The 15,029-nt window shown below is 66.3% G+C and carries 16 protein-coding genes; 8 read left to right on the plus strand and 8 right to left on the minus strand.

The window, feature by feature from the left end; all coding sequences use genetic code 11:
- Nucleotides 1-49: 49 nt before the first annotated feature.
- The 6 genes from WJ542_RS06880 (at nucleotide 50) to WJ542_RS06905 (ending at nucleotide 6,683) form a co-directional block, all read left to right on the plus strand.
- Entirely contained in the window at nucleotides 50-751 is a 702-nt protein-coding gene (locus tag WJ542_RS06880) for a DUF2889 domain-containing protein (RefSeq protein ID WP_411188550.1), read from the plus strand.
- A 51-nt stretch (nucleotides 752-802) separates the two neighbouring features.
- Nucleotides 803-1,969, plus strand: a complete 1,167-nt coding sequence (gene sucC, locus WJ542_RS06885) for an ADP-forming succinate--CoA ligase subunit beta (RefSeq protein WP_411188551.1) — start codon at nucleotides 803-805, stop codon at nucleotides 1,967-1,969.
- A gap of 95 nt (nucleotides 1,970-2,064) precedes the next feature.
- Nucleotides 2,065-2,946 carry a succinate--CoA ligase subunit alpha gene (gene sucD / locus WJ542_RS06890; protein ID WP_027794272.1) on the plus strand — a complete coding sequence of 294 codons (882 nt, stop codon included), beginning with the start codon at nucleotides 2,065-2,067 and terminating at the stop codon, nucleotides 2,944-2,946.
- A gap of 182 nt (nucleotides 2,947-3,128) precedes the next feature.
- Nucleotides 3,129-3,845, plus strand: coding sequence for a TerC family protein (locus tag WJ542_RS06895; RefSeq protein WP_411188552.1), 717 nt, complete (start codon nucleotides 3,129-3,131; stop codon nucleotides 3,843-3,845).
- 205 nt (nucleotides 3,846-4,050) lie between these two features.
- Complete coding sequence (locus WJ542_RS06900; RefSeq protein ID WP_411190499.1) at nucleotides 4,051-4,635, plus strand: pilin; 585 nt, start codon at nucleotides 4,051-4,053, stop codon at nucleotides 4,633-4,635.
- A gap of 251 nt (nucleotides 4,636-4,886) precedes the next feature.
- A complete protein-coding gene (locus WJ542_RS06905; protein ID WP_411188553.1) occupies nucleotides 4,887-6,683 on the plus strand; it encodes a PglL family O-oligosaccharyltransferase in 1,797 nt (598 codons plus the stop codon).
- A 63-nt stretch (nucleotides 6,684-6,746) separates the two neighbouring features.
- Here WJ542_RS06905 and WJ542_RS06910 read toward each other — a convergent pair whose 3' ends face one another.
- From WJ542_RS06910 to WJ542_RS06940, 7 genes are all read right to left on the minus strand, one after another.
- The gene (locus WJ542_RS06910; protein WP_411188554.1) at nucleotides 6,747-7,097 is read right to left on the minus strand and encodes a nucleotide pyrophosphohydrolase; all 351 of its coding nucleotides are present in this window, start codon (nucleotides 7,095-7,097) and stop codon (nucleotides 6,747-6,749) included.
- A gap of 30 nt (nucleotides 7,098-7,127) precedes the next feature.
- Nucleotides 7,128-7,607, minus strand: a complete 480-nt coding sequence (moaC, locus tag WJ542_RS06915) for a cyclic pyranopterin monophosphate synthase MoaC (protein WP_411188555.1) — start codon at nucleotides 7,605-7,607, stop codon at nucleotides 7,128-7,130.
- Between the two features lie 86 nt (nucleotides 7,608-7,693).
- A complete protein-coding gene (locus WJ542_RS06920; protein ID WP_411188556.1) occupies nucleotides 7,694-8,293 on the minus strand; it encodes a DUF2946 family protein in 600 nt (199 codons plus the stop codon).
- Complete coding sequence (locus WJ542_RS06925) at nucleotides 8,286-9,341, minus strand: hydrolase (RefSeq protein WP_411188557.1); 1,056 nt, start codon at nucleotides 9,339-9,341, stop codon at nucleotides 8,286-8,288. The genes WJ542_RS06920 and WJ542_RS06925 overlap by 8 nt, the downstream gene beginning before the upstream one ends.
- A 19-nt stretch (nucleotides 9,342-9,360) precedes the next feature.
- A complete protein-coding gene (locus WJ542_RS06930) occupies nucleotides 9,361-9,807 on the minus strand; it encodes a nuclear transport factor 2 family protein (protein WP_411188558.1) in 447 nt (148 codons plus the stop codon).
- 115 nt (nucleotides 9,808-9,922) lie between these two features.
- Entirely contained in the window at nucleotides 9,923-10,948 is a 1,026-nt protein-coding gene (waaF, locus tag WJ542_RS06935) for a lipopolysaccharide heptosyltransferase II (RefSeq protein WP_411188559.1), read from the minus strand.
- Nucleotides 10,949-11,164: 216 nt separating this feature from the next.
- Nucleotides 11,165-11,359, minus strand: a complete 195-nt coding sequence (locus tag WJ542_RS06940) for a zinc-finger domain-containing protein (protein WP_027794262.1) — start codon at nucleotides 11,357-11,359, stop codon at nucleotides 11,165-11,167.
- Nucleotides 11,360-11,771: 412 nt separating this feature from the next.
- Here WJ542_RS06940 and WJ542_RS06945 point away from each other — a divergent pair, with 412 nt between their 5' ends.
- A complete protein-coding gene (locus WJ542_RS06945; protein ID WP_411188560.1) occupies nucleotides 11,772-12,971 on the plus strand; it encodes a phosphoglycerate kinase in 1,200 nt (399 codons plus the stop codon).
- Here WJ542_RS06945 and WJ542_RS06950 read toward each other — a convergent pair.
- On the minus strand, nucleotides 12,968-13,357 hold the full coding sequence (locus WJ542_RS06950; protein WP_411188561.1) for a hypothetical protein: 390 nt from the start codon (nucleotides 13,355-13,357) through the stop codon (nucleotides 12,968-12,970). The two genes, WJ542_RS06945 and WJ542_RS06950, sit on opposite strands and share 4 nt — an antisense overlap.
- Here WJ542_RS06950 and pyk point away from each other — a divergent pair.
- Nucleotides 13,356-14,792 (plus strand): pyruvate kinase, encoded by a 1,437-nt coding sequence (gene pyk, locus WJ542_RS06955; protein ID WP_411188562.1) that lies wholly within the window; start codon nucleotides 13,356-13,358, stop codon nucleotides 14,790-14,792. The two genes, WJ542_RS06950 and pyk, sit on opposite strands and share 2 nt — an antisense overlap.
- Nucleotides 14,793-15,029: the final 237 nt, after the last annotated feature.

Consider the following 15,029-nt stretch of genomic DNA (forward strand, 5'->3'; position numbering starts at 1 on the left):
CCCGGTATGCTAAAATCCAAAGGTTTTCCCATCCGGTCTTAGCCTTAGCATGCCGCTTTCCCCGCCCGCGCCCCGCCAACTGCGCCACCAGCGTGCAATCCGGGCGGTCGCCTATGAGCGCGAAGACGGCTTGTGGGACATCGACGCGTGTCTGACCGATCACAAGCCACGCGACGTGCCGCTCGCCGCCGGTGTCCGGCCCGAAGGTCTGCCGATCCATGAACTCTGGCTCCGCATCACGATCGATCGCAAGCTCAACGTCGTCGACGCCGAAGCGTCGTCCGACTGGGTGCCCTACGACGGTCAGTGCCAGAACGCCAATCCCGCCTATCGTGCCCTCATCGGGCTCAATCTCCTCCAGAATTTCCGCCGCGAAGCGGGCCGGCGACTCGCCGGAACGGCTGGCTGCACGCATCTCACCGAGATGCTGGGCGTGCTGCCGACCGCCGCCGTGCAGGCGTTCGTCGGGGAGGTCTGGCGTGCCGGAGACGATTCGAAGGGCGAAGGGAAGCGCGAAGACGCGGGACCGGAAATCGGCAAGACGGCCGACGGCGACGCCGCCGGCGAGAAGCCGCCTTTCCAGCTAGGCCGCTGCCATGCGCTGCGGTTCGACGGCGAGGCGGTGAAGCAGTTTTATCCGCGCTGGTATGGCCACGTGCCGCGCTCCATCGAGCGCGGGGCGGACGCCGCCGGCGTGCGCGACGAAGGCCCGGGCCGCGAGGGCAGGGCCGACGCCGTCACGCATGAATAACAACAGCGGAAACGAAGTTCAATCCAACTCTCAGACTGAAGGGAATCACGCATGAAGATTCACGAGTACCAGGGTAAGGAAATCCTGCGGAAATTCGGCGTCGCGGTACCGCGCGGCAAACCGGTGTTTTCGGTGGATGACGCGGTCAAGGCCGCTGAAGAGCTGGGTGGCCCGGTGTGGGTCGTCAAGGCGCAGATCCACGCTGGCGGCCGAGGCAAGGGCGGCGGCGTGAAGGTCGCGAAGTCGCTGGACCAGGTCCGCGAGTACGCGAACCAGATCCTCGGCATGCAGCTCGTCACGCACCAGACCGGTCCGGAAGGCCAGAAGGTCAACCGTCTGCTGATCGAAGAAGGCGCTGACATCAAGAAGGAACTGTATGTCGGCCTCGTGCTCGATCGCGTCTCGCAGAAGATCGTCGTGATGGCGTCGAGCGAAGGCGGCATGGACATCGAAGAAGTCGCCGAAAAGACGCCGGAAGCGATCCACAAGGTCGCCGTCGACCCGGTCACCGGGCTGAAGGACGCCGAAGCGGACGACCTCGCCCGCAAGATCGGCGTGCCGGAAGGCTCGATCCCGCAAGCGCGCGCGATCCTGCAAGGCCTGTACAAGGCGACGTGGGAAACGGACGCCTCGCTGGCCGAAATCAACCCGCTGATCATCACCGGCGACGGCAAGGTCATCGCGCTCGACGCGAAGTTCAACTTCGACGCGAACGCGCTGTTCCGCCACCCGGAAATCGTCGCGTACCGAGATCTGGACGAAGAAGATCCGGCCGAAGTCGAAGCCTCGAAGTTCGACCTCGCCTACATCTCGCTCGACGGCAACATCGGCTGTCTCGTGAACGGCGCAGGCCTCGCCATGGCGACGATGGACACCATCAAGCTGTTCGGCGGCGAGCCGGCGAACTTCCTCGACGTCGGCGGCGGCGCCACGACCGAGAAGGTCACGGAAGCTTTCAAGCTGATGCTGAAGAACCCGGGCCTGAAGGCGATTCTCGTGAACATCTTCGGCGGCATCATGCGCTGCGACGTGATCGCAGAAGGCGTGATCGCCGGTTCGAAGGCCGTGAACCTGAACGTGCCGCTCGTCGTGCGCATGAAGGGCACGAACGAAGACCTCGGCAAGAAGATGCTGGCCGAATCGGGCCTGCCGATCATCTCGGCGGACAGCATGGAAGAAGCCGCGCAGAAGGTCGTCGCGGCTGCCGAAGGCAAGTAATTCTCACCGGTACGTATGGCGCGGCGGCGGCGCGAACGGCAGTGTGAAAGCACGGTCGATGCGACGCGCGGCGCCAGGCAAACAGAGGTCAATACATGTCGATTCTGATCAACAAAGACACCAAGGTCATCACGCAGGGCATCACCGGCAAGACCGGTCAGTTCCACACGCGCGCCTGCCGTGAGTACGCCAACGGCCGCGAAGCGTTTGTCGCCGGCGTGAACCCGAAGAAGGCCGGCGAGGACTTCGAAGGGATTCCCATCTACGCGAACGTGCGTGAAGCGAAGGAAGCGACCGGCGCGACCGTGTCGGTCATCTATGTGCCGCCCGCAGGCGCAGCCGCCGCGATCTGGGAAGCCGTCGAGGCCGATCTCGATCTCGCGATCTGCATCACGGAAGGCATTCCGGTTCGCGACATGCTGGAAGTGCGCGACCGTATGCGCCGCGAAAACCGCAAGACGCTGCTCCTCGGACCGAACTGCCCCGGCACCATCACGCCGGACGAGCTGAAGATCGGCATCATGCCGGGTCACATCCACAAGAAGGGCCGCATCGGCGTCGTGTCGCGTTCGGGCACGCTGACGTATGAAGCCGTGGGCCAGCTCTCGGCACTCGGCCTCGGCCAGTCGTCGGCTGTCGGTATCGGCGGCGACCCGATCAACGGTCTGAAGCACATCGACGTCATGAAGATGTTCAACGACGATCCGGATACGGACGCCGTGATCATGATCGGCGAGATCGGCGGTCCGGACGAAGCGAACGCCGCTTACTGGATCAAGGACAACATGAAGAAGCCGGTCGTCGGCTTCATCGCGGGCGTCACGGCGCCTCCGGGCAAGCGCATGGGCCACGCCGGCGCGCTGATCTCGGGCGGTGCGGATACGGCCGACGCGAAGCTGGAAATCATGGACGGCTGCGGCATCAAGGTGACGCGCAACCCGTCGGAAATGGGCCGTCTGCTGAAGTCGATCCTGTAATTTTCGAGAATCGGCGGCGCTCGCGCAGCACCCAGGCGCGGGTGGCCGGCGTTTTTTGATATGCTTGCGGAATCCTTTCACGAGGTTTCCGGACAAAAGCGAGGGAGCCAGTCATGGCCCCTCGCTTTTTTATTGGCTGCGCCTGCTAGCGGCCACTTTCTCACGGTCCCGCCGTCGCCTTCATGCCCGAGTTCTTCGCGTCGCTCCATTGGGGCGCTGTGCTCCAGATCATCGTCATCGACATCCTGCTCGGCGGCGACAACGCCGTCGTGATCGCGCTCGCATGCCGCGACCTGCCGGCGCAGCAGCGCCTGCGCGGCATCATCTGGGGCACGGCGGGCGCAATCGCGCTGCGGGTCGTGCTGATCGCGTTCGCTGTCGTGCTGCTCAACGTGCCCTTGCTGAAGTTCACGGGCGGCTTGCTGCTGCTGTGGATCGGCGTGCGGTTGCTCGCGCCCGCGCATCTCGAACACGACAACGTGAAGCCCGCGGAGAAGCTGATCGGCGCGATCAAGACGATCATCGTCGCCGATGCGGTGATGAGCGTCGACAACGTCGTGGCGATTGCGGGCGCCGCCGAGGCCGCCGATCCCGCGCATCGGATCGGCCTCGTGATCTTCGGGCTGATGGTGAGCATTCCGCTCATCGTGTGGGGCAGCCAACTGGTGCTGCGGCTGCTGGACCGCTTTCCCGTCATCGTCACGCTGGGCGCCGCGCTGCTCGGCTGGATCGCCGGCGGGTTGATCGTCAACGATCCGGCCGGCGACCGCTGGCCGCTGCTCGATACGCCGCTCGCCGAATACGGCATGTGTGTGGCCGGCGCCGTGTTCGTCGTGGCGGTGGGACTCGCGTTGAAGCGCCGCAATGCGCGGCGCGCGCAGTCCGCCAGTTCATCCTGACGCGCGGATTTTCATGGCCTGGGCGCAGCCTTCGCGACGCTCAGGCCATTCGGCCGACTGCCCGGCGGCCTGACCCGCCGATACGATCAAAACGCCTGTTCACGACCGTGAGCAGGCGTTTCTTGTTTCAGGAGCCCTGATGATGATCGTATCCGTACTCGCTGCGAGCCCACCCGCAGCCCTTGCCGCCCTCGCGCGCTGGTTTTTGTTCCATGCGTCTTCGCGCGCCGCCACGCTGGCTTCGGCCAGGTTCGCCCGGTTCGCGCGGCGCGTCGTGGTTCAAGGCTTCACGCTGATCGAACTGATGATCGTGCTTGCCATCGTCGGCGTCATCGCCGCCTATGCCATACCTGCCTATCAGGATTATCTTGCGCGCAGCCGCGTCGGCGAGGGACTCTCGCTCGCGTCGTCGGCACGGCTCGCGGTTGCGGAAAACGCGGCGAGCGGCACCGCGTTCTCGGCCGGTTTCTCCACGCCGCCGGCTACGCGCAACGTCGAATCGGTGCAGGTCGACGACGCCACGGGGCAGATCACGGTTGCCTTCACGACGCGCGTCGCACCCGCCGGAAGCAATACGCTCGTACTCGTGCCCTCGGTACCCGACAACGCGGAAGCTCCCACCGCCCGCGTCGCGCTCTCGCAAGGCAGCGTCCAGTCGGGCACGGTTACGTGGGAGTGCTTCGCGGCCGGCAAGACGGCTTCGTCGCTGGGCGCGCCGGGCTCCGGACCGGCACCGGCCGAAGCGGCAACGCTGCCGTCGAATCTCGCGCCGCCGGAGTGCCGCGCTTGATGAGACTTGATGTGCGAAGGCATTCGCCCAGGTAACGAGAGCAGGGTCGCGCTTTCTCGCGAGATCCGCTTTCCGCGCTTCGCGCCGTCGTCATGCAAGGCGACGGCGCGTCCCGGCAACCTGCTGGCCGGAGGCGGGGCACGCGCAAGCGGCCTCAAATCGGCATGCGCAAGACGCAGTAACCTTCCCGGTCCGCAAATCGCGCGAAAAGTCTTGTATAGTGCGCCGGTTGCTGATGCCCCCGCTTACCCATGCCTTCCACTTTTGCGCGCTATCTTACGTTCTTCTTGCTGGCCGTTGCGTTGACGCTTCCCTATGCGGTCGTCGCTCACACGTATCCTATCCCGACGTTCTACGCCGAATACGTAGCGCTGGCGCTCTGGCTGCTGGTCGGCGCGTCCGTGGTGCTGCTCGCGTTCCCGGCGCGGTCTACGGCCGAATTCGCCACGCCCACGGTCGGGCTCGTGCCGCTCGCCTTTGGTCTGCTGCTGGTTGCGCAGACCATCATGCTGCCGGTCGCGCAGCCGTCCATGAACTGGCTCGGCGCTGGCTATCTGCTCGCGGCCCTGATGGTCACGTATGCGGGCTACGGCATCGCGCGCGCGCGCCTGACCGAGACCGCGATGGTCTGGGCCGCCGCGGCGCTCATGGTCGGCGGCGCGTTCGCGGTGTTCTGCCAGGTCATCCAGCTCTTTCATCTCGAAACGAAGGTCACGCCGCTCGTCGTTGCCTACAACGTGACGTTCGATCGCCGGCCGTTCGGCAATATGGCGCAGGCCAACCACCTTGCTACCTATATCGCGTTCGCGATGGCAGCCGGCCTCTTTCTCGTGCAGACGCGCCGCTTGCCGCTCGTGATCTGGGCCGTGCTCTCCGCGGTCTACGCGGGCGGCCTCGCGCTCACGGTTTCGCGCGGCCCCTGGCTGCAGATTGCCGTCATCGTCGTCGCCGGCTTCTGGATTGCGCTCGCGCTCACGCGCCATGACGGCGCGCAGGCGGGCGGGCGGCGCGGCCCGCGCAACTGGCTCTTGCCGGTCGTGCTGCTGCTGATCTTCATCGGCGTCAATGCGTTCGTGCGCTGGGCCAACGTCCGCTACGGGCTGCAGCTCGACCAGTCCGCCGCCGACCGCTTCAAGGACGCCGGCCAGATCGCGCCGCGCATCGCCCTCTGGCGCTATGGGCTGACGATGTTCAAGACGCATCCGGTTCTCGGCGTCGGCTGGGGCGATTTCCCGATCCACCAGTTCGAACTTGCGCGCTCGCTCGGCGGCGTGGAGATCGCGAACAACTCGCACGACGTTTTTATCGACCTGCTCGCCAAGACCGGCGTGATCGGCTGCGGCATCGTCCTGCTGGGTCTCGTTGCGTGGTTCGTGCGCGCGCTGCGCGTGCCCCATACGCCCGAGCGCGTGTTCGGCTTCATGCTGATCGGCGTGCTGGCCATGCATGCGCTCGTCGAATATCCGCAGCAGTACATGTTCTTCCTGCTGCCCGCGATGTTCGTGTTCGGCGTGCTCGAAACGCGTCCGCTGCGCTTCGTACCGTCCCGCCTGTCGTTCGGCGCGTTCGCGGTGGTGGTGTTCGGCGGTCTCGCCGCGCTTTACCCGGTCGTGCAGGACTATCACCGTGCTGAGGTGCTGTATTACGGCGAACGTCCGGCCCAGCAATACAGCGAAGCCCCGTCGTTCCTGTTTAGCGCGTGGGGAGACTACGGCATGGCCACGTTGATGCCGATGGATGCGGCGAATCTCCCGGCGAAGCTCGCGGCGCATCAGCGCGCGATTGCGCTGCTGCCGGGCGAGACCGTGCTGCGCCGCTATGCGGTCCTGCAGGCGCTGAACGGCGATACGGCCGGCGCATTCGACACGGTTGCGCGTCTGAAGATTTTCGCGGCCGAGTTGCACGACTGGCCGACGCAGCAAGCCGCGCTTTACGGTTTGTGCGACGAGCAGCCTGCGCTGAAAGACTTCAAGGCGCAGCTCGTGAAGCAGTACGGCAATCCGCCGAAGCAGATCGACGAGGATGACGACGACGATTCCGACGATTGACAGGCTGGTGAGACGGGGCGGGTGAGGCCGTTGGCGGGCCGGCTGCCGGCCCGCCGGCCCGAATCAAAGTGCGGAATATTTCGTGGCGTTTCCTCTGGCCTTGTCCACCGGATAGCGCTCGGCATTGAGCTTCAGCTTCTCGGAAGCCGCATCGAGGAGATTGATTCCTGCCCGATGCGCGACCAGCAGCAGGTAGATGAACACATCGGCGCATTCATGCCTGATGTGGTCGAGCTGCTTCGGGTCGCGAAGCAGGGCTTCGATCTCCGAATCGGTTTTCCACTGTATCGTCTCCAGCAGTTCCCCAGCCTCGATGCTGGTGGAGACAATCAGGTTGCGCAGCGTATGGAATTGCTCCCAGTCGCGCTCGTCGCGAAATGCCAGCACCTGCTTGAGCAGTTCTTCGATCGTCATAGCCCCATCCTGGACGTGTAACCCGGCGGCTCAGTTCTGCGCCACCCAATCTCCCGACTTCCCGCCATGCTTCTCCATCACCTTGACGTCGGTGATGGTCATGCCGCGATCCACGGCCTTGCACATGTCGTAGACGGTTAGCAGTCCGACCTGCACGGCGGTCAGCGCTTCCATCTCCACGCCGGTCCGGCCGAACGTTTCCACCTGCGCCGTGCAATGCACACCGGGCAGCGTCTCGTCGAGCGCGAAGTCCACCTTCACGCGCGTGATCGCGAGCGGATGGCAAAGCGGAATCAGGTCCGACGTGCGTTTCGCGCCCTGGATGGCAGCGATGCGCGCGACGCCGATCACGTCGCCTTTTTTCGCCGCGCCGTCGCGGATCAGCGCGAACGTCGCGGGCAGCATGCGAATGGTTCCGCGCGCGACGGCAATGCGCTTCGTCTCGGCTTTGTCGCCGACATCGACCATATGCGCGTCGCCGGTGGCATCGAAATGAGTGAGTTCAGGCATGGTTGGCTCTCTGTTTATTGAAGGCGCATATCCTGGCAGCGTCGCCCGGCTTGACCGGCGCCTGGCGTCTTGCCGTCCGGTCCGGATCAAGCGGCCGCGGCTTCTCGCGCGGGACTCGCGATGAAGCCGAAACGCGCGGGCACGTCCGCACGCCGGATGGGCATGATCGGCAGGGCGTCGGCGTCGGTACGCCACATGAAGTGCCCGCTTTGGCCGTCGTCGGCGAGCGTGGCGTGGTCGGTGAACAGATCGAGATCGTGGTCGTGGAGCAGGGCCACGTGGCCCGATCCGCTCGCCGCGCCGCAAGCTGCCTCGACGAGCAGCACGCTGCCTGATTCATCCACCCAGACGCCGGCGGGTGAGAGCGGCTGGCCGGTCTGGTCCGTGAGCGCGAGCGCACCGTTCGCATCCGTTGCGAGCCGCACGACGAACGGCGTGTATTCCAGCTCGACGTACACGCGCTGCGGTCCGTTCTGGAAATACCACTGCCCGCGCGCGTCGCACTCGTAATTGCGGTTGATGAATCCGATCAGCGCTTCGTGGCGGATCGCCGTGCCAGGCGCCCCGGCGGCCTGATCGGCCTCGTCGCGCAGGCGCCAGTGGCCGCGCGCATCGAGGCGCAGCCAGCCGGTGCAGTGCGGCACGTTGGGCCAGCGCGCGAGCGCCTGTTTGACGATCTCATCCATGGGTGACAAAGCCCGCAAGCCAACTGGTCACGCGTTGCGAGAGCCAGCCGGAGCGGCCCGGAAACGGCCCGGTCATGAAGCCGACATGCCCGCCATGTTCGGGCTGCTCCAGTTCGACGGCAGTGCTTACCGCGTGGCGGCCGGGCAGCGCGTGGCCAGGCAGGAACGGATCGTTGCGCGCGTTGAGCACGAGCGTCGGCACGACGATTTCAGTGAGGCGCGGCTTGACCGTCGCCTGGGTCCAGTAGTCGTGCACGTCGCGAAAGCCGTGCAGCGGCGCCGTGACGACATTGTCGAATTCGCCCATCGTGCGGCTCGCGAGCATGGCCTCTTTGTCGAAGAGACCGGGATACTGCCCGAGCTTCTGGAGCGCCTTCACCTTGAGCGTTTTGAGGAAGCTCTGCGTGTAGACCCTGCCGAAGCCTTGCGAGAGCATCCTGCCGCCCGCGTGGACGTCGAGCGGCGCCGAGATCGCGGCGGCAGCGGCCACGATGGCGGCATCCTCGCGCTGCTGCGCGAGCCAGTGCAGCAGGACGTTGCCGCCCAGCGAGACGCCCGCCGCGACGAGCGGTCCGCCATGGCGCGCGGCGAGGCGGCGCAGCATCCAGTCCAGTTCGTTGGCGTCCGCGAGGTGGTAGAAACGCGGCAGCAGGTTCAGCGGGCCGCTGCAACTGCGAAAATGCGGAATCACGGCATGCCAGCCGAGCGCGGCGGCGGCCGCCGCCAGCGAGCGCGCGTAGTGCGAGCCCGAGCCGCCCTCCAGGCCGTGAAAGAGCACGAAGAGCGGGGCCTCGGGGGCAAGGCGCGTGCTTCGCGCGGGCTCGACCCAGTCGAGTTCGATGAAGTCGCCGTCGGGCGTGTCCCAGCGTTCGCGGCGATAAGCCGGCAGCGGCAGCCGCGAGAAGAGAGCGGGGACGATGGTTTGCGCATGAGCGCCAGGCAGCCAGAAGGGGGCGCAATAGGCGCCGGCTCGCGATGCCCCGACGGCGCGCGCCGCCGCGGCCACCGGCGCGCGGGTATCGGCGGGCCTGTCCTCGGTCGTACTCATGGCGGTGCTTCCGGGCGTATCAGTGCAGCGCGCCCTGACCGTGGCGCAGCTTGGCGGAGAACTGGGTCGCCGCATCGTCGGGCATGCGGCTCGCGTGGATATGGGCGATGCGCCATTCGCCGCGCTCATGAACCATCACGTAGGTCGTAAAGACCATTGCGGGTATGGCTTTCGGATCGACCGGGCGATGCGCTTCGACGATCGCGTAGACCACCGTGCCGAGGCTGTCGTAGACGCGGATATCGAGCGGCTCGATCGAGACCGGCGCCGCTTCGAGCTGCGTGGCGAGCCCCGCGCGAATGTTCGGCAGACCATGCAGATGCGAGCCGTCCGCGCAGATGCAGCTCACGAATTCCTCGTCGATCCACAAGCCCATCAAGCTGTCGATATTGACCTCCGCGACGGCCTGGTAGTACGCGTTGAGGGTGTCCGCGGCGGCTTCGAAGATGTGGGCGAAACGTGGCATGGCTCGTTGGTCTGTTGCGCCGGAGCGCGGGTTGGCGAATCGACACTCGCGAATCGACACGGGATTTCGCTGCCGCGAGCATGCCGATATCGCGAGACACTCCTGTGACGCGCGCCTAGCGCTGGCCGAGCAGCATGCCGCGCAGATCGCCGAACACCTGTTCCGGGCTCAGTTCGCGCAGACAGTTCAGATGCCCGAGCGGGCATTCGCGCTGGAAACACGGGCTGCAATCGAGATGCAGCCATTGTACCTTTGCGAGTTCCGACAAGGGCGGTGTGTGGCGCGGATCCGTCGAACCGTAGAGCGCGACGAGCGGGCGGCGGAGCGCGGCGGCGACGTGCATGAGGCCCGAATCGTTCGTGACCACGGCGCTCGCCCGCGAGATCAACGCGCAGGCTTCGCCAAGCGCGGTCTGGCCGCACAGGTTGCGCACGTTCGCAGCCCGGTCGGCGATGGCCTGCGCGAGCGGCGCATCCTTCGGAGAACCGAGCGCGATGATCTGCGCGTACGGGAACGACTGCCCCACCATCTGCGCGAGCGCCGCGAAGTGCTCGGGCGGCCAGCGCTTCGCGGGGCCGTACTCTGCGCCGGGGCAGAACACCAGCAGCGGCACGCGCGTGTCGAGGTGAAAGCGCGCCGAGACGCGCGAGGCCTCGTTCGGATCCGATTCGAGGCGCGGCATCGGCAGGTCGTCGGGCACGGTCGCGCCGGGCGCCCATGCGAGCGCGGCGTAGTGCTTGACCATGGGCGGCCGCTCGTCCTTCGGCGGATTCGCGTGGCGCACGTTCAGGAAGCCGTAGCGGTTCTCGCCCGTGTAGCCGATGCGCAGCGGAATGTTCGCGAGCCACGGAATCAGCGCGGACTTGAGGGAGTTCGGCAGCACGTAGACGGCGTCATAGCGCACGTCGCGCAAGTCGGCCGCCAGCTGCCAGCGGCGCAACAGTTGCAGCTTGCCGTGGGCGAGGTCCGTGGCGTAGACGTCGCGGATCTCGGGCATGCGTTCGAGCACGGGCGCAACCCACGTGGGCGCGACTGCATCGATCGCAATGCGCGGATGCAGTTTTACGAGCCGCGAAAGGAGCGGCTGCGCCATCAGTGCGTCACCGATCCAGTTCGGTGCGATTACCAGCGCGCGGCGCATCGTGTGTCGGAGTCCGGAAATGACAAAGGTTCCGCGCGCGCTTTGGCGAGCAGGAACACGGTTAGCGGGGAAACGCGCCGTGGGGCGCGCAGGCGTTGGCGGCAAGCCGCCCGCGGTTGTGCGGGCGGGGGCCGGCGAAACAAGGGCGTTGCCGTTCGCGTGCGGCGCGTCGGCCGGCGCGAGGCCTGCCGGCGCCGGCCGCGCGCTCGATCGCGCTCAATGGCCGTGCACGACCTCGCCCTCGCGCAGCTTGTAGCGCGTGCTGCAGTACGGGCAGCGCGCTTCGCCGTGCGTCACGTCGATAAAGACGCGCGGATGGTTGCTCCAGCGCGGCATCGACGGATTCGGGCAATACGCCGGCAGATCCTTGGCCGAGAGTTCGACCAGCGGCATTTCCTTGATTTCGCTCATGAGGACAATTCTCGTAATGCGCTTTGTTAAGCCATGACACCGCGAACGTCGTGAAACCCGCGGCCGGCAAAACGCGTATTTTAGCGTCATTTGGCGTCAGCACGGGCGCGCGGGCGTTTTTGTTGCGATGCACAATCCTGCGAAAAAATGCCGGAGTCCTGCAGCAACCGCCCAAATACGGGACATTCGCGCGAGCACGTCTCTGATCGTCCTGGCTATCGGCTAAAATACCGATCTCGCAATTCGATGCCGGCGTCTGTCAGGTAACGAGCAGCGACCCGAGACAGCGTCAGACCGGATCCCGCGCCGTGCAGACTGAGAGTGCCACCGTAGTGCCAGCCGAGTACCACCTGAGCAGGCCGCCTCGCATCGTGTTGCCACCGCCTTCCCACCATCACGCACAGTCAAGTCCATGAACAAGGTTCTGCGTCTCTCCGATCTGATCTCCGAAGGCAAACTCAACGGCAAGCGGGTGTTCATCCGCGCCGACCTGAACGTGCCGCAGGACGATCAGGGCAACATCACCGAAGACACCCGCGTCCGCGCCTCCGTGCCGGCCATCAAGGCCGCGCTCGACGCCGGCGCCGCCGTCATGGTCACGTCGCACCTCGGCCGTCCGACCGAAGGCGAGTTCAAGCCCGAAGACTCGCTCGCGCCCGTCGCGAAGCGCCTTTCGGAGCTGCTCGGCCGCGAAGTGCCGCTCGTTGCGAACTGGGTCGAGAACGGCGTGAACGTCGCGCCGGGCAACGTCGTGCTGCTCGAGAACTGCCGCGTCAACAAGGGCGAGAAGAAGAATTCGGACGAGCTTGCCCAGAAGATGGCGAAGCTCTGCGACATCTACGTGAACGACGCGTTCGGCACGGCGCACCGCGCCGAAGCCACGACTTACGGCATCGCGAAGTACGCGCCCATCGCCTGCGCGGGCCCGCTGCTCGCCGCCGAGCTCGATGCGCTCGGCAAGGCGCTCGGCGCGCCGAAGCGCCCGCTCGTGGCGATCGTCGCGGGTTCGAAGGTCTCGACCAAGCTCACGATCCTCGAATCGCTCGCCGAGAAGGTGGACCAGCTGATCGTCGGCGGCGGCATCGCCAATACGTTCATGCTCGCGGCCGGTCTCAAGATCGGCAAGTCGCTCGCGGAAGCCGACCTCGTCGACCAGGCGAAAGCGATCATCGACGCGGCGCGCGCGCGCGGCGCCTCTGTGCCGATCCCGAGCGACGTGGTGACCGCGAAGGAGTTCTCGCCGACCGCCAAGGCCGAGATCAAGGCCGTGGCCGACGTTGCCGACGACGACATGATCCTCGACATCGGCCCGCAAACCGCGAAGGCGCTCGCCTCGCAGCTGCAGCAGGCCGGCACGATCGTGTGGAACGGCCCGGTGGGCGTGTTCGAGTTCGACCAGTTCGGCAACGGCACGAAGACGCTCGCGGACTCGATCGCCAGTTCCGGTGCGTTCTCGATCGCGGGCGGCGGCGACACGCTCGCGGCCATCGCGAAGTACGGCATTCACGACAAGGTCAGCTATATCTCGACGGGCGGCGGCGCTTTCCTCGAATTCCTCGAGGGCAAGAAGCTGCCGGCCGTGGAAGTGCTCGAAACGCGGGCGGCCGGTTAAGTGGCGCCCCGCGCCCCGGCGGCAAAGGCAGCCGCAAAACCGGCCCGTGCGCGCGCGAAGTCGCGCACGGCAGCCTCAACGGGGCGCGACGCGCGCCCGGTAGCATCGTCCGAAGCGCCGGTGGCGGCGCTGGCGGACGCAGAATCCCCGGCGGCCGCCGCGGGCGCGGCGCGCGATGGCGCGCTGGCGGCCCGTGCGCATGCCGCCCCGACGGAGCCGGCGCGCGAGGCGGGAACGTCCGCCGCGCGCGTGGCGCCGTCGCACAAAGCGACGCCGGGTCTCACCGGCGCGCGTTCCGGCCAGGCCGCACGTGCGGCCGAGCCGGCCAGCAGCCCTTCTCGCAGCAACGCTTCTTCCAGCGATTCTTTCCAGACGAGGAGATTCATGCATCGCGCCACCAAGATAGTCGCCACCATCGGTCCGGCCTCCAGCTCGCCGGACGTCCTGCAGAAAATGATTCATGCGGGACTGGACGTGGTGCGTCTCAACTTCTCGCACGGCACGGCTGACGACCATCGCCAGCGCGCCGAAACCGTGCGGGAGTGTGCCCGCAGGGCCGGTCGCGAAGTCGCGATCATGGCCGATCTGCAGGGCCCGAAAATTCGCGTCGGCAAGTTCGAGAACGGCAAGACGCTGCTCGAGCCGGGCCAGCCCTTCATCCTCGACGCCGAGTGCGAGCTCGGCAACGACGAGCGCGTGGGCCTCGATTACAAGGATCTGCCGCGCGACCTGAAACCGAACGACGTGTTGCTGCTCAACGACGGCCTGCTCGTGCTCGACGTCGTGCGCGTGATCGGCAGCGAGATCCACACGACGGTGCGTGTGGGCGGCGAGCTCTCGAACAACAAGGGCATCAACCGTCAGGGCGGGGGCCTCACGGCGCCGGCGCTGACGGCGAAGGATATGGAGGACATCCGCACGGCCATGTCGCTCGGCGCGGATTTCGTCGCCGTGTCGTTCCCGAAGAACGCCACCGACATGGAAATGGCGCGCCAGCTCGCGAACATCGCGGGCGCGCCGTACGGCATCAAGCCGAAGATGATCGCGAAGATCGAGCGCGCCGAGGCGATTCCGGTGCTGCAGGAGATTCTCGATTCGTCGGACGGCATCATGGTCGCCCGCGGCGACCTCGCGGTCGAAGTCGGCAACGCCGCGGTGCCCGCGCTGCAAAAGCGCATGATCCGCATGGCGCGCGAGTCGAACAAGCTCGTCATCACGGCCACGCAGATGATGGAGTCGATGATCCACGCCCCGGTGCCTACGCGCGCGGAAGTGTCGGACGTCGCCAACGCCGTGCTCGACGGCACCGACGCCGTGATGCTTTCGGCCGAATCGGCTGCGGGCAAGTACCCGGTGCAGACCATCGAGGCGATGTCGGCCATCTGCCTCGAAGCCGAAAAGTCGGAGCAGTCCGAGCTCGACAAGGACTTCCTCGACCGCACCTTCACGCGCATCGACCAGTCGATCGCCATGGGCGCGCTCTTCACGGCCTACCACCTCGGTGCCAAGGCGATCGTGGCGCTCACGGAGTCGGGCTCGACGGCACTGTGGATGTCGCGCCACTGGACGCACGTGCCGATCTTCGCGCTCACGCCGCGCGCGGGCAGCGAACGGGCGATGTCGCTCTACCGCAATGTCACGCCGCTGCATCTGGACACGAGCAACGACCAGGACACGGCGCTCCAGCAGGCGGTCGAGGCCGTGGTGAGCAAGGGTTACGCGGCGCGCGGCGACATGATCGTGCTGACCTGCGGCGAGCCGATGGGCCAGGCGGGCGGCACCAACACGCTGAAGATCGTGCGCGTGGGCGACGCACTGTAAGCTGCCGGCGCCTGCTTTCGCCTGGATTTCGAGACAGGTGAGGGCAGCGCCGCCCTGGCACTTATCTGGTGCCATACTGGTATCACACTGGCGCCAGATGGGTGCTACTTCGCCGCCATTTAGGCGCTATTTGAGCGCCTTTTCGCCGCAAATGCGGCCCGCGAGCAGCGATGCCGCGCGCGGGCTGTCAATCTCTTTTGCACATTCTTTCCGTTTCTGACGTAGAGACACGCCATT

It is taken from the genome of Paraburkholderia yinzeri (assembly GCF_046581065.1).
In the GTDB taxonomy this organism is placed as follows: domain Bacteria; phylum Pseudomonadota; class Gammaproteobacteria; order Burkholderiales; family Burkholderiaceae; genus Paraburkholderia.